The 24,469-nt window shown below is 32.6% G+C and carries 19 protein-coding genes and 1 pseudogene; 3 read left to right on the forward strand and 17 right to left on the reverse strand.

Features of this window, described 5'->3' with window-relative positions; all coding sequences use genetic code 11:
• Positions 1-57: 57 nt before the first annotated feature.
• The 10 genes from MODO_RS15960 to MODO_RS16005 all read right to left on the reverse strand — a co-directional run bounded on the left by MODO_RS15960 (position 58) and on the right by MODO_RS16005 (position 12,535).
• Positions 58-1,971, reverse strand: coding sequence for a toxin-antitoxin system YwqK family antitoxin (locus tag MODO_RS15960; RefSeq protein ID WP_059051409.1), 1,914 nt, complete (start codon positions 1,969-1,971; stop codon positions 58-60).
• A gap of 92 nt (positions 1,972-2,063) precedes the next feature.
• The gene (locus MODO_RS15965; RefSeq protein ID WP_006266553.1) at positions 2,064-2,777 is read right to left on the reverse strand and encodes an AAA family ATPase; all 714 of its coding nucleotides are present in this window, start codon (positions 2,775-2,777) and stop codon (positions 2,064-2,066) included.
• Positions 2,778-2,790: 13 nt separating this feature from the next.
• On the reverse strand, positions 2,791-3,204 hold the full coding sequence (locus MODO_RS15970; RefSeq protein WP_059051411.1) for a hypothetical protein: 414 nt from the start codon (positions 3,202-3,204) through the stop codon (positions 2,791-2,793).
• Between the two features lie 40 nt (positions 3,205-3,244).
• A complete protein-coding gene (locus MODO_RS15975; RefSeq protein ID WP_059051413.1) occupies positions 3,245-3,652 on the reverse strand; it encodes an OsmC family peroxiredoxin in 408 nt (135 codons plus the stop codon).
• A gap of 141 nt (positions 3,653-3,793) precedes the next feature.
• Positions 3,794-4,630 (reverse strand): helix-turn-helix domain-containing protein, encoded by an 837-nt coding sequence (locus MODO_RS15980; protein ID WP_006266550.1) that lies wholly within the window; start codon positions 4,628-4,630, stop codon positions 3,794-3,796.
• Positions 4,631-4,700: 70 nt separating this feature from the next.
• Positions 4,701-6,800: a hypothetical protein gene (locus MODO_RS15985; RefSeq protein WP_059051415.1), complete on the reverse strand. Its 2,100-nt coding sequence runs from the start codon at positions 6,798-6,800 to the stop codon at positions 4,701-4,703.
• Positions 6,801-6,814: 14 nt separating this feature from the next.
• Positions 6,815-7,471 carry a DUF1266 domain-containing protein gene (locus MODO_RS15990; protein ID WP_059051417.1) on the reverse strand — a complete coding sequence of 219 codons (657 nt, stop codon included), beginning with the start codon at positions 7,469-7,471 and terminating at the stop codon, positions 6,815-6,817.
• A gap of 2 nt (positions 7,472-7,473) precedes the next feature.
• Positions 7,474-11,343 carry a hypothetical protein gene (locus tag MODO_RS15995; RefSeq protein WP_059051419.1) on the reverse strand — a complete coding sequence of 1,290 codons (3,870 nt, stop codon included), beginning with the start codon at positions 11,341-11,343 and terminating at the stop codon, positions 7,474-7,476.
• 18 nt (positions 11,344-11,361) lie between these two features.
• Positions 11,362-11,931: a hypothetical protein gene (locus MODO_RS16000; protein ID WP_006266546.1), complete on the reverse strand. Its 570-nt coding sequence runs from the start codon at positions 11,929-11,931 to the stop codon at positions 11,362-11,364.
• 208 nt (positions 11,932-12,139) lie between these two features.
• Positions 12,140-12,535, reverse strand: a complete 396-nt coding sequence (locus tag MODO_RS16005) for a hypothetical protein (protein WP_006266545.1) — start codon at positions 12,533-12,535, stop codon at positions 12,140-12,142.
• Positions 12,536-12,685: 150 nt separating this feature from the next.
• Here MODO_RS16005 and MODO_RS16010 point away from each other — a divergent pair, with 150 nt between their 5' ends.
• On the forward strand, positions 12,686-13,675 hold the full coding sequence (locus tag MODO_RS16010; RefSeq protein ID WP_059051422.1) for a hypothetical protein: 990 nt from the start codon (positions 12,686-12,688) through the stop codon (positions 13,673-13,675).
• A gap of 7 nt (positions 13,676-13,682) precedes the next feature.
• On the opposite strand, the gene MODO_RS16015 is transcribed toward MODO_RS16010, so the two are convergent.
• A complete protein-coding gene (locus MODO_RS16015) occupies positions 13,683-14,318 on the reverse strand; it encodes a response regulator transcription factor (RefSeq protein ID WP_006266543.1) in 636 nt (211 codons plus the stop codon).
• 3 nt (positions 14,319-14,321) lie between these two features.
• Complete coding sequence (locus MODO_RS16020; RefSeq protein ID WP_006266541.1) at positions 14,322-16,298, reverse strand: tetratricopeptide repeat-containing sensor histidine kinase; 1,977 nt, start codon at positions 16,296-16,298, stop codon at positions 14,322-14,324.
• Between the two features lie 286 nt (positions 16,299-16,584).
• Here MODO_RS16020 and MODO_RS16025 point away from each other — a divergent pair, with 286 nt between their 5' ends.
• On the forward strand, positions 16,585-18,600 hold the full coding sequence (locus MODO_RS16025; RefSeq protein WP_059051424.1) for a BCCT family transporter: 2,016 nt from the start codon (positions 16,585-16,587) through the stop codon (positions 18,598-18,600).
• Positions 18,601-18,676: 76 nt separating this feature from the next.
• On the opposite strand, the pseudogene MODO_RS19720 reads toward MODO_RS16025, so the two are convergent.
• From MODO_RS19720 to MODO_RS16040, 4 genes and pseudogenes are all read right to left on the reverse strand, one after another.
• Positions 18,677-18,865, reverse strand: a pseudogene (locus MODO_RS19720) (DUF3179 domain-containing (seleno)protein); the annotation flags it as partial.
• Between the two features lie 108 nt (positions 18,866-18,973).
• The gene (locus tag MODO_RS16030; RefSeq protein WP_006266539.1) at positions 18,974-20,296 is read right to left on the reverse strand and encodes a DUF389 domain-containing protein; all 1,323 of its coding nucleotides are present in this window, start codon (positions 20,294-20,296) and stop codon (positions 18,974-18,976) included.
• Between the two features lie 8 nt (positions 20,297-20,304).
• A complete protein-coding gene (gene nhaA, locus MODO_RS16035) occupies positions 20,305-21,627 on the reverse strand; it encodes a Na+/H+ antiporter NhaA (RefSeq protein ID WP_006266538.1) in 1,323 nt (440 codons plus the stop codon).
• A gap of 704 nt (positions 21,628-22,331) precedes the next feature.
• Entirely contained in the window at positions 22,332-22,955 is a 624-nt protein-coding gene (locus tag MODO_RS16040; protein WP_006256901.1) for a hypothetical protein, read from the reverse strand.
• On the opposite strand from MODO_RS16040, the gene MODO_RS16045 reads away from it, so the two are divergent.
• Positions 22,892-23,116, forward strand: a complete 225-nt coding sequence (locus MODO_RS16045; protein ID WP_039851620.1) for an IS5 family transposase — start codon at positions 22,892-22,894, stop codon at positions 23,114-23,116. The genes MODO_RS16040 and MODO_RS16045 overlap by 64 nt on opposite strands.
• 130 nt (positions 23,117-23,246) lie before the next feature.
• Here MODO_RS16045 and MODO_RS16050 read toward each other — a convergent pair whose 3' ends face one another.
• Positions 23,247-24,242, reverse strand: coding sequence for an IS110 family RNA-guided transposase (locus MODO_RS16050; protein WP_006258619.1), 996 nt, complete (start codon positions 24,240-24,242; stop codon positions 23,247-23,249).
• Positions 24,243-24,469 lie beyond the last annotated feature (227 nt).

The following is a 24,469-nucleotide window of genomic DNA, read 5'->3' on the forward strand; positions in this document are numbered from 1 at the left end:
CTTTTAATCTTGAAAAAACAATTAACCAAACAAACAGTTTAAACTATTTATTATCAATTAATCAGTAAATAAAAAACGGTACTCTGAATCAAAGTATAAGAACTGAGCATCAATAGGAGCCGCTAATAATGAAATATTTGGGTAAACAATATCCTCTGTACTAATAGTTTGCTCATTTAACCATTTATTCTCACTCACATCTTTTAATTTTATATCCACCTTACTACCAAGTCTTTTAACATATATATAATACAAGTTATGCTGATCATCTTCATTTATATAGTTATATAATACCTCGCCTGATATTAAGTAACCCTTCTGAAAAGTTGCTTTATAGGTAATCCCATTTTTATCAGTATAGCTATAGTCACCATTCAATCGCTCAAACTGAACTTCATAACTAATAATCTCTCTTCCTTGATCATTATAGAAGATTCGTCTTATTTTTGAATCCGCAAAAAAATACTCTTTAGCAAACACTAATCCATTGTGCGCTGTATAGGTAGTTTCAATCTTTTTGCCTTTGCGATAAATATCTTCGCGTATATGACTTAATTCCTCCGTAGTTTCACTTCCGTGATACGGCTGTCCATCGCGATAGACAATATATTTCTTTCCTTTACTTATCAATTCATCGATAGCATTTGCCTCATTCGCTAAAGCATATTCTAATTCCTGTAACAGCTCCCCTTGTTCATACCATTGCTCCAAACGAAGTTTTTTGTCTTTATATACATTCTTTCGTAGAATCAAAGGTGTATTAGGATAATCTGCATAAATCTCTTGAATACCATCTATAAATCCATTGACATAAGGACTAATGACTACATTACCATCAGAAAATTCGTAAGTAGTTCCATTCCAAGGAATCCCATCTTTATACTCGACACTAGAAATTAACTCACCCTTTTGATCATAAAACCATCCCTGTCCTTGAGTATAATCAATTTCACTTAATTTATAGTGTATTCTTGTTTTTACAACGGGCTCAGTCTCTTTCAAAAAATTAATTTCCTTTAAAACCCTTCCTTCTTTCTCAGTTTTTATTTGTTTGATAAAAAAATCATCATAGAAATAAACATTTACACCTGTTTTTGTTTGTTCATTATATGTACCTAAATACTCTTCATTCTGGTTGTAATAATCACTACTTATCAAAACATTTAAATTATCTTGACTATACCAGTTTGTTACTCTGAGCTTTCCATCAGTATAATATACATTTTCCTTATAGTACTTTTCATTTTTATAAAACACCTCATGCTGCAATTGAAAAACTGCTTTAGCTTCCAAGTTAAACTTCCCTTGATAAACAATCGCTCTATCTTGATATTTTAAATAACTGACAAATCTTCCTTGTTTGTACTCATATTTATCACCGTTAAGAGGTATAAACTCACCATTATCTGTTGCATAATTTAGCTTTCCTACTACATCGCCTTTCATGTCAAAATACTGTATGGTATCTACTTTCTTAATTGCATATGGCTGGGTACTATTATTATAATAACAAGTTACTTTGATCTGTTTACCTTTTTCATAAGTGTACAAAACACCTAGATCATAGATTTCTCCTGCAAAAGGCTTCCCTTCTTTAGTAATTAAACGATAAGACTTTTTCTTCAATGAATCGAATGATTCAATACTGTATTGATTTCCTTTGTCATCATATTTGTATACTCCAGTAACCTCACCATCATGACCATAAAAAAAACGCTCTCCTTTATAAATAAAACGGAGCATATCTCTTCTTGCAAAACCTTTGGATACAATATATCCTTCAATAGTATAATCTTCAACAGCACTAAACCCTTGCTTATCCATCGGCCCTATCACTTTATAAAAATTTGCCTTTTCTGGACTGACTAACTGAAAATCATCAATAAGCTTAGTATAAAGTGTATCATTTTTCTGTGCATGAACCAGTGTACATAACAAGAAAACGCTACATATAATAATTTGTTTTAACATCAATCTTTTATCTATTATGCGTTAAAATTACAACAAAACAAATAACTTGTCGCTTAACAAATAATTTAGCTATGTAAACTCTCTGTTTATAATTAAATCTTATCTCTAGCTTCCAATTGATTAATCACCTGTTTTTTTATACTAGTAAGAGCATAATCCTTAGCCTCTGCATAAGAAACATTATATTTTCTCTTAAATAAAGCAAAATGAGAAGGAAAATTAGAAATTAATCTATCGTAATAATTATCTAATTGCTCTTGAGAAGGTAGCTCATAGTTTAGTCGTAGTTGAAACCTTCTCATTAGTGCTTGATCAATGATATCAGCGTGATTAGAGGCACATATTAAAACTGAGTTAGGTGAAAAGTAATCGATTAATTGAATGAGGGTATTGACGATTCTTCTCATCTCGCCCACATCTTTATCATCTACAGCCCTAGATTTACCTATTTGATCAAATTCATCTAGAAATAGAACAGCACGTTCTCTACTTGCTTTTTCAAACACTAGCTTAATATGTTGAGAAGTTTCTCCTAATTTTGCCGAAACAATTGTACTCAAATCTAAAATAATAATTGTTTTATTGAGTCTCTTGGCAAGAGCTTTAGCAGTAGTTGTCTTTCCACAACCTGAACTTCCGTGTAAAAATACTTTATTGTTAACAGGAAGTCCTAAATCTGTCAGTTCCGAAAAATAGGTATATTCTTTTACCAACTGATCGAGTATTATACGCTGTTTTTCATCCAAAAATACATCTTCAAAAGCTAGTGCTTCATTATCTTTAATAAGTAATTCTGATAAATTCATTCTATATGCTATATTAATTTAGTTTTTTTATTAGTCCCTCAATCATAGTTAACACCTTTGGGTTATCTGAATAATTCACCCCTAAATCTATAATCTCAACCAATTCTAGCACCTTAGTTTTTGGCCAATATTGATCTACAACAATCCCAATATCAACGCTATACCCCATTCGTTTACTAGTTGAGTAACCGTTTATCCCTACTGTTTCAGCAGTTAAGAATATCCCTACTGTTTCAAAGGTTATAAGTAAAGATTCCCACCCCATCCCGCTGGGTTGAACTTCAATAAAAAGCTGACATTCATTTAATTGGGTAGAAAAATAATTACGTTGCAAAAAAGCGTCTATTATAGTACTTGTATAATATTGAATTTGTTCAGCTCCTATTTCATTGCCGAACTTCACTTGCTTATTACGTCCATCTTTCATGCTATTATATCTGTTTTGGTGTTGAAAATAACAAACATGACTATTTCAGTAATGCTCTGTAAATTGTAGGAAAATTAAAACTGTTTCCAATTGGACACATTTGTTTTGCTTGCGCTACTACTTGCTGAAAAATAGTATTATCTAATCCTGAAATGACTGCCATAATTTCCAAATCAGCTTGTACGATAACCTCATTGTTGTAGGTGATTTCGCAATTAGTTTCTAACTCCTCTATCTTATACGATGCTTGAGTTAATAACAGGGTAAGTGTCATATTGAAACAAGCAGAATAAGCCGCTGCTATCATTTCTTCTGGTAGTGTTACAGCATAATCCTTTTGCTTTAAAAATGAGTAATTCATCTGATTCAACAACTGATTATCAGACACATAATTCCCTTTTCCTTGTTTTAAATCATCTCGCCAGATTGCCTTAATTGATACTTTCATAATATTACTTTAGTTAATTAAAATCCTTGTACACAAAAAGTAGTGCCATTTTAATTCTACAAAAGTATAAGTAATACTCATTTTCCTCAATGGAGAAAACGCCTCAATTATAGGACATTCTCTCCATACTATAATAGTAGCTCAATAAGGTCGCTTGGACAGTTCTTGATTACGTCTAAAAGCTAAGGGAGTATAACTAGTTTGAATCTTGAAATATCTATTGAAATAAGACACATCTTCATATCCTAAAGAGAAGGCAATTTCTTTTACACTTAAATCAGTATAAGCCAACAAGCGCTTTGCCTGTAGTATAAGACGATTAACAATCACGCAACTTGGAGAAATACCACAGCCTTTAGTTATCCGCTTATTTAGAACATTAGTAGTCACATTTAGAAGTGCTGCATAATCACCTACCTTATGTAAATTCATATAGTTCCGATCAACTAATTGACTAAATTTTCTTGAAAATTCTTGGTGTTCAGATAATACTCCCGTATTGTTATTTTCTCGTTTTACCCAAGTCCTAGTTGCCTCAATAATAATATATTTTATCAATATTCTAATTTTCTCTTCACTCCAACTATCTGCTAAATCTTTTTCTCTTTCAATTTCAAGAATATGATTGCACAATACCTCATTTTGTTCTTGTTTTAAATAGACATAGGGAGTTGTTAATACATTACTATACAAAATTCCGTCACATGCTAATTCCTGATCGTGAATTTCTACACAATAAAAATCAGCGTGAAAATAGATTAATTTTCCCTTTGATTGATCTAGAATTTGAAAGGCATGTTCTTCATTAAAAAAAAAGAATGCATCTTGTTCACAAGTATAATTGGTAAAATCAATTTGTATTTGGCTCCCTGCTTTCAAGAATAAAATTTTAAAAAAGCCACTATACTGTTGGTCTAGATTAGACAAGTCTGTCGTAATATCAATGGAGACAGTTCCAAAATATAAGTGTTTCATCATTAATCACTAACTAAGTGAAACAAAAATAATTTATTTTTTATCAGCGGACGTTCTACAATAGTGAAATTGTTTATTTCTCTCGGAATACACTAGTATACATACTAAGGTATCGGTTACATTCTGACTGATTACCCAATTTTTCTGTATTTATTTTTTGTCGTATTGCATAATGACTAACACTGCTATCTTTGCGCATTGAGGTAACGGGAAACTTGGTAATTAACTCTTTAAAGCTATCATAGGCTGGCTGGGCTAGATCATTTCTAAAGTATATATTTTGTTCCCAATACAACATTTGATAATCTACACTTGTTACGTCTTCTTTTTTTAACCTTTCTATTAAAGCTAATGAATACTCATATAAGGACTCATCATAAGTTGTACGCCAATAAGCTCTGGCTAGATAAAAACCTTTTTCATAGCTAAAATCAGCTGCTGCTTCGAAAGCCTTAGCCGATTCTAAATTATTACCCATAATCCAATAATATAGTGCATTCGAACGATAGTCTTCTATATCCTGTGGATCTTGAACAATCATTGCCTCTGTAACCTTAGGTAGTTGCATCTCAGAACTGCTTAAATACTCAGCATCCACCAAGTAATACAAGATAGCCTCATTACTTTTAGATAATTGATTAATCTGATGCAATTGAACAATTAATTTAGCACACTGCTCATATGCTTTCATTTCATAAAGGAATACTACATAATAATTACGCGTCTCCCAATGTTCTGGTCTTGAAACATGGAAACAAGAAAGTCTATATTGTAAAGCTTCTACAAACTTAGGTGTATCGTTCAAGTACCTACACAAGGTCATAATAAGAAAGTTAATACTCAATCGATATGGACTATCCTCCTTTAAATCCATGGCTGACTCTAATGGTTTTAAGGCTTGACGGTATTGACCTAAACCAAAGTTTCCTTTTCCTTGAAGATATAAAGATTCCCCTGTAGGGAGCGAATAAGTATGATAGGTATTCACTAAACTAAGAACATCATGATAGCTTCCCAACATGTCATAATAGTGAGCCATTTCTAAGAGATAGTTAGGCAAACTGGCTCCTTTATATGCGGCCTCTATCAAGACGCCTAATGCTGTCTCATCTTCAGGATTTCGCATCATGGTCAAAATACTTCCTTCTGTTAATAAGATACTAGGGTGTTCTTCTACAACTACCTTAGCTACATTGACATATTTCAAGGCTAGATCTAATTCATATTGATGCTTGTGATAAAGTGCTTTATAGTTATAATAATTCACAACTAACTCTCTGTCTTCACAACTATAAGATTTAAAAAAATCTTCAACGTATTGTTCTGTCAACTCTCGCATATCAACAGGTATTACTTCTTTAAAAGCTATTACTTCCATAACTTCCGCCACCTGTACTAACATACCACAGCTATAAAAACAATCAACTAGGTATATTCCCGCTTGAGCACTCAATAATGTCTTACTCCACTTTTGTTCCCATAAAGTGACACACTCCTCTAAATCAAAAATGTCTTTAGCAACATACTGCGCTATTGATAATTCATTTACTTGCTTATCAGATAAATTAAAACGACTTTGATTAAGTAAATCTTCTATGACGCTATGTACTTGTGTCTGCACAGCATAATCTACTAAAATATCAATTTCTCCTTCTTCAAGAATTTCTTTACTTAATAGTTGTTTACTATAATTCACCTGTAAATCCCATAAGCGAAGACGAAGATTATTTGCTTCTGGATAAACAGATAAAGCATGATGTAAGCACCCAATGGCTACATCATACTTTTGTATCTCTTCCATCTTATTAGCGTATCCTAAAAGCAGAGCTAAGCTATTAGGATGATAATCTAATGCTCGCTCATAAAATGCAATATCACAATATTGCTCTAACCCTCCAATAAGCTCAAACTCTCTCAGTTGTTCTGCTCCATAATACTCTAAAACAGAAAGGGCCAGCATTACTTTATCATAGTCGAAATTATCCGAACCAATAAATCGGGTAAAAAACTCAATATAAAAACGATAAAAAGAAACTTCCTCTACGCTTTCTACTGGTGATTTCTCTTCTTGATGAAGATATTCATATCCTTCAATCAACGCTTGTTCACAGGATTGATAATCTCTTTCATTAATACTCTGAGCAATAAAAGTAACTAACTCTTTAAAATTCATTTCTCTTTTTACTTTTAACTAGGATTACTATTTAGCTGATCATTTTGTAACTCGCGTACTATATTCCAATAATTTCCTTTTCGAGAAAAGCTAGTAGGGTTTGCTTGTAAAGAAGCTTCATAAAATTGAATTCCCAACATGATATTTTCCTGTAGTTCTCTTCCATTTACAAATACACGCGAAATGAATTCCGATAACTCACAATGTCTAGTATAAACTTCCTTCTCTGTTATATATCCCACTACCCCACCTATTCTACAAACTAAACTATAGAGCGCATAATTAAATCCTAAAATACCATAACCTACAATAGCATAGCGTTGTGGATATAATAAACGATATCTATTTTTCAAGTAAGCGCCTTCTAGTTGCTCTAGGTGCTTTTCAAAAGCAACCTCATCAAAGTGATATATCTCTTCAATAATATCTTTTACATTAGCATGAAAATACTCACCTTTTTTTAAATTATGTAAGAAAACACGAAACGACTTACTATTCTTGATTTGATGCATTTGCATAAACCTTCGCATATCATAAACATGTTCTTCATTATTTGGATCTAAACCGAAAGGCGTGTCTAATAAAACATCTTGAAAATAATACAACAATAAACCATTAGAAATAGATTTTGGATTATCAAGAAAACTACCTAATGCTATACATTCACTCATAATTACACTTTTAATTGATTCACTAATACACTTAATGCTTGAGAATAATCGGCTGTATAAACACCAGATTGAACCATTGCTTCTATTCCTATAGCATAAGCTCCACTATACATCGTACCATGTAACAATTGAGCAAATACCATGCGAGCCATCGCACCTATCAAAGGATAAGTACCTGATGGGGCTGTCTGTGGATCTAATACAATTAGATATAGTTTTTGATAAAACGCTATAGTTTGATCAACATTAGCAGCCAAGAACTCCTTCACACCAACCATATTGGTCAATATCGGAGAAAAGACAATTGGATTATCAATAGCGCTACGAGTGTAATCATTAAAGTGATAACTAATCATTAGTAAATTTTCTTTGTCAATCGAAAAACTCATCATTAGCCCTGCTATTTCCACATCTGACAACACTGTAGTTACTCCTTGTTGTTCCTCATCAGAAAAGTACTGTTCGTCTTCATCTACTATTGCTTGATTAGCGATCTCATCTATTTGCTCTTGCTGCTGATCACCATAAAACGAGTCTTCTTGCTTCTCTACTTCTTCAAAATGATACTTCTTCAACTCTCTAACAGCCACCTGTAAACGATCTAAGTAATTTGACCAATAACTGTTTTTTTGAATAAAATTGTCAATATAAATAACAAATTCAGGATCAAATTTCTCAGGAGGAAGTTCTTCTAGCATATCGCCAAGATTATCTACAACCAATCTAAAGACCTTTTCTGTTTGATAACTTATATCAACCATCCAATGTTCCTTACCTAGACATCGCAGTAATAAATCTGCTAAAACACTAACTTGCTCTGAAGTCAGCTCATCACTTTTCATTACCCTGAAGGCATCTTTTCTATAGTCTTTTAATAGTTTGCTCACCCAACGCTCATGCTCTCCTTCACTTAGCAAATAATCTTCCAATGCCATATACCCAGTATGTAAGGTAAACCAATTTATTGTTGATTTATCAATGCGTAAGGTAATCTCCACTTGATCACACTCATCATTTAAATCATGGCAACTATCATTCACTAAGGTTACGATATCAATACAATCTTCTAAATTATCCTCATAATAGAAGTCTTCTACAATCTTTAATATCTTCTTGGCGTATAACGACTTAAATTTAACTTCCTCGATTGTATCTAATGTAGCTACCATTTTTTTTAAATAGCCAAATAGAATACTTCTATTACTTTTATGTTGCTCTTCAGTAGGTATCTCTAAATCTTCGAATGTAATTCGTGGCGCTTGAATAAACGCCTCTAAATCACTTCCAAAATCAAGTAACACCAACAACATAAATTGATGAATAGGTTCACTTAAACTTCCCGTAGCTGTGCGATTATCTAACCAATTTAACCACTGATCAGTATTGTGAAAAACAGTTTGGACTATTTCTCGTCCTTCCATTTCTTGATTTACGCCTTTTGCCGTTAATAACCTAGGCAACTTGTATTCATAAGGGCCTATTTCAATATTTTCAAAAATCAACTCAACTAACTGATTTACAAAAGGTTTAAAAACTACTCGATCGCTATAGATAAACCATAGTGTCAAGAAACATAGAGGCAATTGTCCACTTGGCTTTTGTTGAAACTGAACAATGATATTTTTTTGAAACAACTCAGACAACAACTTTTCCTCTATATCAACAGATAGCCACGACACAAGTGCTGCATGCATTTTATACTCCAATGCTATGGGTAGATTAGCTGGGCGACGACTATAATAATACGCTTGTTGATAGTTCCATTGACTATCACAAAGTACTTCCAATAAAGGGTATTGTTTATAACTATCATAAAGACCTAACAGTTCCTGTCCTTGATCTAACACGACAAGACTCTCGATTAACACATCAGAAATAGTATTTGTTAAAGTCATATCTGCCTTTAACACATCTGCGAAGTGATTACCTGATTCACAAATCCAAAGTAGGAAGATATTATAAGGTGAGGAGTCATAGCGGTTACCAATACTCAAACTAGCATTTAACGCAGCTATAAATTCACTCCACTCTCCATTAAAAAAATCATTAATAAAAACATCTGTTGTGGCAAAAGGTCTTCTCTCAAAAGAACCATTGTCCAAACGAACACAATAATGACTATTTAAAACACTATTTTTAAGCTCCTCGTTAGGCAACCATGTATTTGACGTGTCTTCATTAATCAGCAACAGCTCTATAAGCTTAGCAGCTACTTTAAAAGAATGTCTCGGACTCTTTTGAACCAATATGCTTAATACATCAACAACCATTAAACGTATGCCATTCTCTTCCTCACTACTTGTATAATTTTTATAATTATCACCTATAAAAATAAGCATGCGATCTACCGCATCTACACTAGGGAAGTATTCCAACTCACAGACTTTGTTCCAGCCTGCAATAAGATTAAACCCGTCTAAAGTATTGTCAAATTCATTACCTATAAGATATAACTCCTTGGCAAGCTCATCTGTAAACACTAAATGCGCTGGCGCCTCTTCTAATAATTGAATTAGAGAATGACGAAGATTACGGCTAATCAATAAGCTTACAAAGCCTGAGTAATCCAATTCTACTTCCTGATGATCATAAAGACTAATAAAATCCACCCATAAGCGTATTTCATTGTCAGAAAAAGTATCTGTATGACGCTCGAATACAAAATGCGAATTAAACTTTTGAAGCAATAAACCGATGGCTTCATTTACAACTATTTGCCTCGTATATACATCTGTATTTCCTTGATCTTGTAAATACTTATTATACTCAACAAATTGCAGTAAACCATTAAGTTGATAATAATTTAAACCACTCTCTTTTAAGCTTTGAAGCATCAAGTGCTCCTCTCCATAATAAAGCAAATAGTGATACCCTGTAGTTGCTGCACCTTTATTCTTAGCTGTCAATGAAGCCAAACTATCTTGATCATCAACGATTAGTGCACTACTCATAGCTAGATCATAATCCGTATGCGCTGTATAAGCTGGTATCACATCAAAAAGACGAGTCGGCTCCTCTTCTTCTATTTGATTTAAAAAAGAATATAAATGAAGACGAGCTACATCTAAATAAGGTTTAAGTCTATTTATACCTTTTATACGATCAGTTAATTTATCGAAAACTTCAACTAAATCTTTTTCTGGTGAACTTTGCTCAAGATGTTCAAAGGCTTCGTCCACTTTAAAATTTCCAAGGAAACTATTAGGATGAGCAAACCATAAAAAGCCTTCTATACGAACAAATTCATATTCAAACACAGTAGTCAAATCTGCCCATTTCAAATGAATATTTCTATTGACCTGCTCATTGAGGGGATATTGTTTTAACTGAACTAGATTTACTAACTGTCTAACAATACGATGGATACCGTAAGTTTCCTCTTTTAACAAAGAATCCAGTGAAGCTGGCTCAGCTAGCAAATCTTCATACTCTTCTAGTATCTGCTTTGAATATGGAATAAAATTTAGAAGATCCGTTTCCATAGCTATTACAGCCTCATTTATAGGTAATAACAAATAGGGTTCTAACAACTGCAACTGTTGCTTTGCATACTGTATAACTCGATAGTTTTTATAAAACTCATCCTTATACTTTGTAATTTCTGCCTCAGAAAGCTGTTTTATTTTTTCAGGTATTTGCTCCTGATTATATCCTAAACTCTTTAAAATTCTTGCTACTCCAAAGTGTTTTTCTTCTACTACCTTACTTCCACATCCTCTACAAAAATTCCCCTGAGCAGGAGTAAGAGAAGCACACCATCCACAGCGTACATCTACACGAACGCTACCCGCACAAGCCACACATATATCCCCTGGCTGATAATCGCCCGGTTGTGGCGTAGAGCACGATTCACAATAAGTGATAACTGCCATACTATACGAACTATTTTTCTATCTACCTTTTCTAATTTTTGCCCAAATATTTTCTTTTTGAACTGCTGTCATTTCTTTAACTAACTTACCGATAGCTGACTTCGATTCACCTTCCAACTTTAATTGTAAAGCTACCTCATAATCGGAAGAAGCGACAAACTCAGCTCCACAAGAACGGCAAAACTGACCTGGTCCTGTACTCAAACACCAATAACAATTGTGAACTGGTTCTGCTTGAAGTCCACAAGACAAACACAAATCACCAACTTTATAATCCTTCGGCTGCTTAGCTTGACAATGTGCACATTTTACAACATCTGCACTCTCTACGATTACTGCCTCTTGCTTTACCACGGTTTCAGCAACTGCCAAGCTTGCTGCTTGTGTACCTAAAGCCCACTGCATAATTACATGTGCTATTTCGATATCCATAGCTGTAACTTCTATCAAAGTTCGCGTATCACCAATCATAACGAAATCCTCTTTAGATTGAATTCCAGCATCTGCTAATGCCTCAATATCTTCTGTCGTCGCTCCTTTTTTACGCAATATACTTTCTAATAGCTTTGGAAAATTTTCTATACTCATACTTCTAAATTATAGTTGTAAACTAATTAAATACTTCTATAGATATAATTAGTCACTAGGTTATTACTGACTTAGTTCACGATGATTAAAAAATAAAAAGGGAGACTCATCTAATTATGATCCCCCTTTATTATCTATCTAGTTGATATTAACTAAATCAAAAATTAAAAGTCAGACTAAAAATTTTATAAAAAGAATCCTTATATCCTTATAACTTGCTTTCTAAATACTCTCTAATCACTAAATCAGTAAAGAAACCACTATGATGTCCTCCCCAGCAAGCTGTCATTGTTAAAGTTTTTCCAGAAAGGTCTAATTTTTTATTTTCTTCAGCTCCTTCATTTACAATACAGTTTACTTCAATTTTATCCATTGACTCTTGTACTGCTTCTTTCCCAAAATTATCTTTACACACTTCTTTCATTGCATCCATTAAGCGTTGTAAACATACACTTGGCACAAACTTAATATGCTCTAATTCGAAAGTATCCCAGTTGATTTGGATAGGTAGTTCTTTACCTACAATTGCGTTCAATTCTTTTTGATACTCAGTTACGTACTGCTCTTCTATTGCTGTATAAGCTCTTTTTTCTTGTAATCCCATGATTTATATTATTACTATTATTAACATTTCAAAGGTCTTATCTTTGCTATTGGTTTCATAGACCTAAATTCGGTAATTGCGCTTATCACGGAATTCCGTGATATGAAAATTTCCAAAAGTATCTTACCTTGTATTCAAACTTTACAAAAAATGCTAAAAACACTTTTAATAATTGGGTTTTGTTTTCTATCACTAACACTAGCTGTAAATAATCTATCTCTCATTATGGGAGGTATGAGAAAGAAAAAAGCAAATCGTTTAATACAAGAATATCTTGAACATGAATTCAAGGGTCAATTAAAAGCAGTTGAAATTAGACGCTTTTTTAATGCCTCTAATATGAATCCCAATATGTTTTCGGTTATTATCTACGATCATCAATTAGCACAAGTAAGATGGGTTTTATTCTTTGACGCCAAGATTTTAAAAAATGAAAACAGAATTGAACAAGGTGTTTCCTATGCTAAACCAGTAAAAGAACAATACCAAGATGCCTTATCTGACTACTATACCAAAGAAGATATAAAACTAAAAATGATTGATTTAGATTGTCGTATTGACATTAGTTATGATTCATTAACCATGACATATCTTTTTAACCCAAATCCCAATGAGCTGAAAACGAAAACTAAAAAACTCTTATACTTACTAAATCAACAAAAGGACGCACTAAAAATCAATAGTATTTTCACAATTACTATCCATCTTCCAACCTATAATGAGGATATTTTTATGATTGTTATACATAGCATAGAGGACTCATGGCAGGTCAAAGAATGCTTACTAAAACAAGAAACTAATTATTTCAAAACTTTACAAGAAAAATTGCTGCCGAAGCGTATGGATTATTTAGCGGGATTAGACCACCTCTACAGTTCCCATGATTTTTCTTTATTATATGTAGATACAGCTTGTTTCACTAAAGCTGTGTGGGTACATCTGTTAATCGATACAAAAGAAGTAGAACAAGAAAAAAACAGCTATCACAAGACTCCTGTAACAGCTGTTTTATTAGAAACGATTAATCTTACCAACAAAGTAGTCACTCATCGAGAAATCGTACCGATTACTGAACCAAATTCGTTTATTTCTATTGTAGAAGAGATTAAACCACTATTAGCAATAAAGTATACCTTTTAATTATTCACTAATCAAATAGTCCTGATTCAATAGCAAACTTTACCGCTCCCGTAGTTGTCTTAGATCCTGTTTTCAACAAGATATTCTTGCGATGTGTCTCCACCGTATTAACTGATATAAACAGTTTCTCAGAAATTTCTTTAGAAGTCATTTCTTCTGATAAAAGTGCTAGAACTTCTTTCTCCCGTTGAGTCAATTCAATATCTTGATACTTCTTTTTATCAAATACACTTTCCATATAGCGCTGTTTAATAACTTCTGAGAAATATTGCTTGTCATTGATTAATTCCCTTACAGCAACTTGTAACTCCTGCTTATTTGTAAATTTAGGTACAAAACCATCTGCTCCTTTTTGGATTACCTTATGAACAACGCGAGGATTATCAAGCATACTCAAAATTAGAACCTTGACATCTGATTGATTACTCTTTACCCTAGTTAATAACTCTACTCCATCCATCTTGGGCATATTCAAATCGGTAATGACTAATTGTATGTCAAATTGCTCTAATAAACGTAATACTTGTGTTCCTTCTGTTGCTAAATGCACTTGTTTTACTTCCTCCATATCAAGTAATATAGTGTTTAACCCCTCTAAAAACATCAAATGATCATCTGCTATGATTATATTTACTCTACTCACTACTTATTTATTTAAAGGTATATTAATTGTTATGGAAGTCCCATATTTAACATTACTATCTATTTCTATACTTCCTTTGAGTTTTTCTAAACGCTCTCTTATATTGCGCAGTCCTATCCCTTGTTTCTTAACATTGGCAAACCCAACGCCATTATCATGAATAAGAATATTGAGGTGGTCATCGTGTTTGGTCAATTGTACCTCAGCACTTGAAGCCTTAGCATGCTTAACGATATTATTGACCAACTCTTGAACGATGCGATATGCACCAGCCAATACATCATCTGTCAACTTATTAATTTCTGTCTCTGGAAAAAAATAAGCTTTAATTGTCAAATTATTTTTCTGACTTACAGTATCGACGTATTCTTTCAAAAAACTACTAAATCCAATTGAAGAGAAAGCCAGTGGATGCAATTGATGCGATAGCAAACGCAGATCCTTACACGCATTGTTAATTGCTTCTTGCAAACGCTTAGTTTGTTCTCCCGTATCTTGCTGAGAGAAATGATGTTCAAAAGCAATCTTAATTCCTGCTAAATCACTTCCTATTCCATCGTGTAACTCTCGTGCTAATCGAGCTCTTTCTTCCTCTTGTCCTTTCTGATAGCGCTCGATCATAGAAATTTTATGATCTTTAACCATCTCATTAATCTTGTGATTCGCATTTTTCTCAACCTCCACCTGTAGTTGTCTTTGCACTTTCAAACGTTGTAGATAAAAATACATCACAATAATAAAGAGAATTGACACCAAAATAAAACCAATGATAAAAGTATTACGAAGTTGTTTCTGACGAATGACAGCTTGCTCTACTTCTCTAAGCTCTACTTCTTTTAATTCTTGCTCCTTCTCCAGCAACTCTATTTTAGTTTCCTTTAATTCCGTTTCATATTGTTGTTGCAGATCTGCTAAATGCTTCTCTTTCTCAATACTATTAAATTTTGTATTATCGATTATACTTCGATATAAATAATTATATGCTTTTTCATATTGTTTTTGATCTGCATATAGGGAACCTAAATTCAAAAAAAAGTTAGTATTATAGGCTAATATAGAACGTTCTTCAGTAATACTCAATGCTCTCTCAAAATACTTAATTGCTTTCTTTGTATTCCCTACTTTACTCTCACACACTCCTAAATCATTCAATACGATAGCCATATCAGTGACATAATTTAACTCTTCAAGAAGCTTATAAGTATTCTCCAAGTGAGGTATAGCCTCTTTAAACTTATGCTGTTCTACTAATAGTTGAGCAAGGTTAATTTTAACATAGGCCTCCACTGTTTTATTTCCTTCCTCTTGACGAAACTTTAATACAGTCATATAATGCTCCCTAGCTTGATCAAACTTACGCTGCTCTTTCAAAATATTTGCGTAGTTAAACAATGTAGTCAATACCCCATCGGTATCCTCAATAGATTTATACAAATCATTCGCTCTTTTCAAGCTCTCTATAGCCTTATCATATTCATCCTTTTGTATATATAGTGTAGCAACATTCTGATACGCATTTGCCTCTTGAAGTACATCGTCTACAGCTCTAGCTTTTTCAATACATATCATAAAGCTCTCCATTGCCTTGGAGTATAACGATAAATTCTTATAACTAAGTGCTAATAGATTATAAGCAGCAGGTAAACCTTGCTCCATTTTTAATTTCTCTAAGGATTCAATAGTCTTCAATGCATATTCTATAGACTTCTTATAATCTCCATTAATAGAATTCAAATTTCCTAAAGAATAATAAGCACGAGCTTTTTCCTTCTCTAAGTTATGCTTTTCACTTAAAGCTAACCAAGCAAATGCGGCCTTTCTAGCTTCAAGTGGTTTGGAATATACATTCTGGGAATACACTTTCGATAATGAGTCAATAGTAACTCTCACTGGTTGCTGTGCAATACCCTTTGTGAAAATAAAAAAGATTACTAATTGAAAAATTAAAGTTACTCTACTATCACGATTAGATAAATTCAAAACAATTTTGTATTAATTTCTTATTATTTGCCGCATTCTTTTTAACTAAAATAGCAAAATAAAGCAACAAAAAAACATATGCTTCTGAGGCTTTATAGAAGACAAAACTACAATTTTTAACCTTTAAAAAAATGAAAGTTTACTAGAAATAAAAACTCCAAAAACATCTTCTTTTTAATTCTCAACAACGAAAAACACAGAATAAAACCACAAAAAATACTAAATATTACGTATATTCGAAACAAAAACAATAAAACTATATTTTTAATACATAAAAACAAAAATTATGTCTAAATTTCCTAGAATACGTACAACCTTGAGTAAAGGTGTTATTCTACCAAGTTTAATTTTTATTATTGGAGTCAGTTTACTTGCTGCAATTTTTCCACAGATAACCAATGAGCTATTAAACGTAATCAAAACATTCATCTTTGTTAATCTCAATTGGATATATGTATGGTCTGTAACTATATTTATTATCTTCTTGATTTATTTAATGGCCAGTAAATACGGTAATATTCGCTTAGGAAGAAATAATAGTAAACCCGATTATTCCTTCTTTTCATGGATATCAATGTTATTCGCTGCTGGTATGGGGATTGGGCTAATGTACTTCAGTGTTGCTGAGCCGATCCAACACTATTCAAATGAAGTTTTCAGTAACAATACCGCACTACAACGCGCACAAGATGCACAGATGTACACCTTCTTTCACTGGGGAATACACGCATGGGCTATTTATGCTATTGTTGGTCTAGCACTATCTTATTTTGCTTATAGATATCGTTTACCGCTATCTCTAAGAAGTTGTTTTTATCCTCTTTTAAAAGATAAAATAAAAGGTAAATGGGGAAATATGATTGACGTATTTGCCTTGTGTAGTACCTTCTTTGGTATTACAACAACATTAGGTTTTGGTGTTGTACAGATTAACTCTGGACTTCAAACCTTAAATATTTTACCTGAAAACAGCTTTATCTATCAAGTACTTATTGTAGCTGTATTAGTATCTCTATCTATTATCTCTGCTGTTAGTGGATTAGACAAAGGTGTAAAACTACTAAGTAGTATCAATATCATTGCTGTAGTCGTATTGCTTGTTTTCGTACTCGCTTTAGGCCCTACCGTTTATTTAATTGGAAGCTTTACAGAAGGTATTGGTAATTATATATCAAACTTCTTTACCATGACTTTTAGTACACACTCCTTTAATGATAAAACACAACCCTGGTTTTATGACTGGACTATCCTATACTGGGCATGGTGGATCTCATGGTCTCCATATGTTGGATTGTTTATTGCTAAAATCTCTAAAGGACGTACTATTCGTGAATATATTGCTGCAGTATTATTACTACCGACACTATTCAACTTTATTTGGATGTCTGTATTCGGGAATAGTGCCATTTGGTTTGATATGAATGTAGCTGATGGTGCATTGAGTACTATTGCTAACAACCCAGATGCGTTGATGTTTGAGTTTTTAGCGTACTTACCTCTAAGTTCAATTACTAGCTTCTTAACTATATCAATTATCATCATATTTTTTGTTACTTCTGCAGACTCAGGAATGTTTGTAATGAACAGTATATCAACCAAGAATGCTATAATATCCCCTAAATGGCAAACTATTGGATGGGGAGTATTACTAGCTGTATTAGCTTTGTTATTGTTAAACGCAGGTGGATTAGGTGCATTACAAAGCATGACCTTAATTACAGCTCTTCCATTCTCTATTATAATGCTATTATTTATCGTAAGCTTGATCAAAGCACTAGTTATCGATAAAAAATATTATGAAACTGACTTTTCTACTACAACGGTTACGTGGTCAGGAGATTCATGGAAAGAGCGATTAAAACAAATTGTATCCTTTGACGATAAAGAATCTGTACACAAATTTATTGATACGACAGTCAAAGAAGCCTTTAAAGAGCTAGAAACCGAATTTGCTAAAAATAATATTGATGCTGTTATCAATACTTATGAAGGTCCTTATCGACTAGAAATTGAGATTAAACACGACTTGGTAAATAACTTTATTTACGGTGTCAAAACAGAGTCTAAAATGGTTTCTGATTACTTATTATCAGAAGAAAACTTACCTGATATTAACGATAATAAAACCTTTTATCCAAAAGCTTATTTTGGTGATTATAGACAAGGTTATGATGTTCACATCTTTACTAAAAATGAGCTAATTTCTGACGTATTAAAACACTATGAACGATTCCTTGAAATTATATCTGAAGAGAAAAATGAAATGTTTATCAGTAGTGATTCCAATCATCGTTTAAGATAATATATTACTAGTCAACTTATTCTAGTATCAAAAAAGAACCATATTAGCTTAAAGTTAATATGGTTCTTTTTATATATTACAAATCAATGAACTGAGTATTTGGATGAAAGCGTTTCCAAGAAAACCAATACTCATCAGACAGCCGGATGAGAACTAAATTCTGCTTTTTGTCTCCCGAGAGATACTTTCCATTCAAATCCCAACGTTGAAAACCATTATCTGCTGTAATACATCTAGCTGATAAATCTAACGCTAAATCCTGCTTGTGATCCCATCTAAAAGCAGTTACATTGTTTTGGTGAGCTACTAAAAAAAAAGCCCCCTACTCAAAAAAATAAGTAAGGAGCTCTTTGCGATGTTTTTAATTACTAAGCTACTCTTTAGTATATACAGCCGGCTGGTATGTATTCACTACTAAAACAGTATCTACTTGTAATCGAGCTTTTAACCAATTCGTGATACGTATCTTCTCCGAATTTATAGGTGCAACACTATCTTTATACATTAACACCCAATCAACTTGACTAGTTGTATCGGTTAGATTTCGCTCTACTTTACCTAAAGATACTTGTTCAAGTGATGGGAACAATACTCCGATCTCTCTCACCAAACCAGGCTCGCTCACTTTGTACTTAGCTAACTCGCGCTTTAAATCATTAATAATAACGTCTTTCTCGGATAGGTTACTATTTTGTTTATTGATTTCCTTCATGATTTCAGACTTGATATCTTGCTCATCTTGCTTGAAGGTCAAAGCTACATTATCTATCCCTTTTTCCTGTAAAAGTCGATTATACATCTCTATATTCTCTTTAGACAATTTCTTATCCAAAAAGGCTAACTCTACCTTACGTGGCGAGGTATTATAATTAATTTTTTTATAGATAACTGTTACCCCTCTAGCAGTAAACTCTGTATTGATAAACTCCTCAACAGTCTTGGTAAATTTCTTCTCATTGAATAGATTATAGGCCAAGTAAAAACTTGGTATAATCAACACTAAAATCAATAAACTAATACCGTATCGCATACGTTTCTCCTTTTTTGTATCTAGTGCAGTCGCTGTAGGATATTTCAAGTATTTAATTACTAAGAACGTCGCTATACAAATAAAGAAACAGTTAATCATATACAGATAAAATGCTCCTAAAAAATAACTAAAATTAAAAGTTGCTAAACCATATCCTGCAGTACATAAAGGAGGCATTAAGGCTGTAGCAATCGCTACTCCTGGAATAGGATTTCCTTTCTCTACTCGAGTAATTGAAATCACCCCCACTAATCCACCAAAAAAAGCAATCAACACATCATAAATCGTCGGTGCAGTACGAGCAAGTAATTCTGATTGTACATCTTTAAATGGGCTTAAATAAAAATAAACTGAAGATACAACCAAACTTACAATTGTAGCTATAACCAAGCTTTTAATAGAAATCTTCAGTAATAAAAAGTTATAGGTACCAAGTGCAAAACCAGCTCCTACAATTGGTCCCATCAATGGTGAGATCAACATAGCTCCAATTACCACCGCTGTAGAATTTACATTTAACCCTATCGACGCAATGATAATTGCACATGCCAAAATCCAAAGATTTGATCCTTTAAAAGCAATATTTGCTACTATATTTTCAAGGACTTTTTCGCCCTTCTCCTCACCTTTGTGAAGATTGATGTAATCAAAAAACTTACTAGTCATTTAAAACATTATTTCGTTGACTTACTCAATACCATATAGCCTAGCACACCACCAATGATGGATGCTACAAAAATACCTATCTTCGCTTGAGTCATGTACTCCTCATTAGTAAATGCTAACGAAGTTACAAACAAAGACATTGTGAATCCAATAGAAGCTAGCAAACCTAATCCTAATAGATTTTTCACATTCATTCCTTCAGGGAAAGGAGCTACTTTTAATTTCACTAAAAGCACTGTAAATCCAACTACTCCAACTACTTTCCCTACTAATAAGCCAAGAGCTACACCAAGAGCTACATTAGTACTAAACAAGTGATCCATATCAATATCTAAAGATACCCCAGCATTAGCTAAAGCGAATATAGGGATAATTAGATAGGTTACCATCGGATGCATCATATGTTCTAAACGTTGTAATGGAGGAGTAGCAGCACTACTTGTATGCTCAATCTCTTCTAAGATATGCAATTGTTCGTTTGTTAATGTCGGAATTTTATCATTGGGATCAATGCCTCTAAACCTATCTAACAAACCTTGCATCTTATCGCCATATACTTTCTCGCTAATTCTCACATTTGCAGGAATTGTAAAAGCAGCTAATACTGCTGCAATTGTCGCATGTACTCCTGAAAGCAAAAATGCTGTCCAAACTCCACCAATACCCAAGATTGCATAAAACATAATATTTCTAACTCCCATTTTATTTCCCAAATACATCACTAATAAAATAGCAGCACCAATGATTAAATGTAACATAGAAATCTCAGAGGTATAAAAGAATGCAATCACAAGTACCGCTCCTAAGTCATCTACAATCGCCAATGCAGTTAAGAAAACCTTTAATGTCAAGGGTATACGACTACCCAATAAATACAAGACTCCTAAGGCAAAAGCAATATCTGTTGCCATCGGAATTCCCCATCCATTAGACATCTCTCCACTTGGATTTAGAAAAAAATAAATACCCGCAGGAACAATCATTCCTCCTAATGCAGCTCCAATAGGAAGCATTGCTTTACGTGGGTTTGATAATTCTCCAGCTACAATCTCTCTTTTTAACTCTAGCCCTACAACAAAGAAAAAGATAGCCATTAACCCATCATTAATCCAGTGGTGAATACTATATTCAAAGAAGCTATTGCCTGCCCATTGAAAACCAAATTTATACTCTAATATGTGATGGTACTGTTCTTTAAATGATGTATTTGCTAATATTAACGCTATAATCACACTTATACCTAGAACGATCCCTCCAGATTTTTCTTGTTGCATAAATCGCTGTATCGGTGATACCATCCTCTCAATAGGTGTTTTGTCCAATTGCCTCATAAAAATAACTCTTCTTTTTTAATGTTATACATAGTTTACAAACTCAAAAATAGAAAATTAATTTTGTTAGCTACTATACGACAGTTATTTCTATGAATTCTTATCCTTATTTAACTTTTATAAGATTTTTACTACTTAGATTCAACTAATAAATGCAACAGCATTTATTAGTTGAATCTAAGATAGAATTAAAAATAGTTCAATCTTTTACTCCATAAAAATAGTTAACTAAAGCCAAATAGACACCCCGACAACCAAAAAACACCTTAACAAGTTTAGTATTCCATAACAAAATACATCAAATTAAATTAGTTAACTAATAATATAAAACAAATACAACAAAACACTGAAAAACAAAATAAAAATAAACAAAAGCTAAAACTAATATTTCTACTAAAATATTCGCTTCCATCAATCAAAAAAACAGATGATTATTTAACTTTTTAGTACTTTTTTAATACATTTAAAATCATTATATTTGATTTTAACCTAATTTGCTAAGGTGAGCTATTAGGTGAGTTGGTTTTTTACAAAAAAGACAATAGGTTGATTTAAAGATATTTACGAGGAGTGGTTCGAATCCTGCCACCCCGACAAAAAGGAATCACTATTAAGTGGTTCCTTTTTTATTTATAAACACTTTTCTCTCCTAGCATGAACATTAAAAACCTCCTCAATTCAATTTTTTTATCTTAAATCCTTTATTAAAATACAGTACAGCCTTTTTCTTCTGTAAAAGGGATAATAAACACTTCTCCTTTTGTATCACTTGTAACTTTTAGTTCTAATACTCTACCTTTGAAACTAAAAAAAACTCTAATCTTAGGTAGTTCTTCTTTAAGTAAACTAATTTTTTTTGTTTTTGATGATCTTTTAATCCTACTAAACAACTTGGACATCTCGCTTTCTTTATCTAATTCATCAAGTTTACAACTTACTAAAAAAATATCACTTCCAAACATGTTAGATTCTTCCCAAATATTTAAATCTAATTTGTGGCGATCAGATTTATAAGTTATCCAATAATCCACTGCCTCGGATCGTTTATCTAAATCTTTCTCATCAATAATCTCCTCTATTTTCCACAGATTTCGTATAGGATTAATTACAAAAATAAGCTCTCTATCTTCTATTGTTTCTCTATAAAAAATAGAATTTATTTTATCCTTATCTTCTACTGTAATAATGAAGTCGTCTTGACTTTTGTAAAATAAAGAAGGGTTATAGAAATTTGTGTCGCTAAACAAACAAAAACTACAACCCCGTGTACCAAGTACTCCACAAAGATAGTATAGAATTAGATATAGTACCTCACTTACCACTTCCAAAAAGAGGATTTAAATCAAAAGCTCCACTTTATGAGATAGTTAATGCTATATTGTATAAACTAAAAACAGGTATCCAGTGGAGTTATTTGCCAGTTCAAGCTTTATTTAGCACTCAAATATTAAGTCATAAAACAGTATTTGGTCATTTTCGATTACTATGATAAAAGCAAATCATTATTAATATATTTTACACCTTATTTTTGAGAATAACTCAATAAAACAAGGCATATCTAACCTGAGGATTATATCCGTATTATCCTCTATTTTTGTTTCTAATTCAATGTATGATGTTTATGCTACTTGTCGTACCTCATAAGCTTTTTTATTCCTAACACAAGAACATATACGCTGTACAAGCTTGTTTCTAACATTGTTTAAAACAAGCATCTTATGCTTACCTTCTCCAACTTTCCTCTCGTAATAAGCCCTTATCTCTGGGTCCCATCTAACAGCTGATAAAGCACAGAGATGTAAAAGTTTTTTAAGCTTTTTATTAGCCATAAAGTGTACTTTAGCTTTGCCTCTTACACTTTTACCTGAAGTATATTCAAAAGGGACAACACCACAATAAGATGCTAATTGTCGAGAGTCTTCAAATGATGTAAACGCATTGGTATAACATATTAAAAACATCGCTGTAATATCTCCAACACCTCTTACAGAAATCACACAATCAAATATCTCAGATACCTCTTGATTTTCTCTAATAAGAGTATTTAACTGTTCTTCAATCACCTTTATAGCGTTCTCTAAAGCCTTGATAATAGCCTTATCATTTTTAGACAAAACCTTGTACAGTTCATCATTAAACCCCTTAAATTCGTTGGTTCTTACTTCTATAGCTGTCTTATGAGCTATACTCATCTCTCGCTGTCCCAATAGAGCCTGAATCTTATTCAATACAGCCTTTGATGCTTTAAAGAGCTTCGCTTCTTCTTGATTTTTCTTAGCATACAATGCTATCCTTTTAGAATCTATCTTGTCATTCTTTCCTCTTTGTATTCCACTACTTCTTATAATTCTATAAGCCATTTCTACCCATAGATTACAATTCTTTGAAAGCAAAATATCTACTAAAATATTTTTATAAATACCTGTATGCTCCATACATATCAATGTTTCCTCTACACAACATCCTTCGCTTTTCATCCACTTCATAAATTGATCAACTCCCGTTTTAGTGTTTTCAAACTGATTGTGTTTACAAGAATTAGCATCTACATAAATAGCTACATCAAAATAATCTTTGGAAATATCTATTCCGATAAATTGTGTAAATTTGTCCATATGATAATTATTTAAGGCAACCTGTTACTAAAATATCATCTAAACCTTAATACTAGACCTCGACGTCTTAATTACTAGTCTGATACTCTTTAGTAAAATCAACAAAGTCCTACTCGAATTTTAGGGCGTTATCCTTGTAATTCGTCTGGTTCACTTTGTTGATTAGGTTGTTTTATTTATTCTCTACAATATTATCATATTCTCAGTTAGCAAATCTAAAGGTAATT

The organism is Myroides odoratimimus, from assembly GCF_001485415.1.
In the GTDB taxonomy this organism is placed as follows: Bacteria; Bacteroidota; Bacteroidia; order Flavobacteriales; family Flavobacteriaceae; genus Flavobacterium; species Flavobacterium odoratimimum.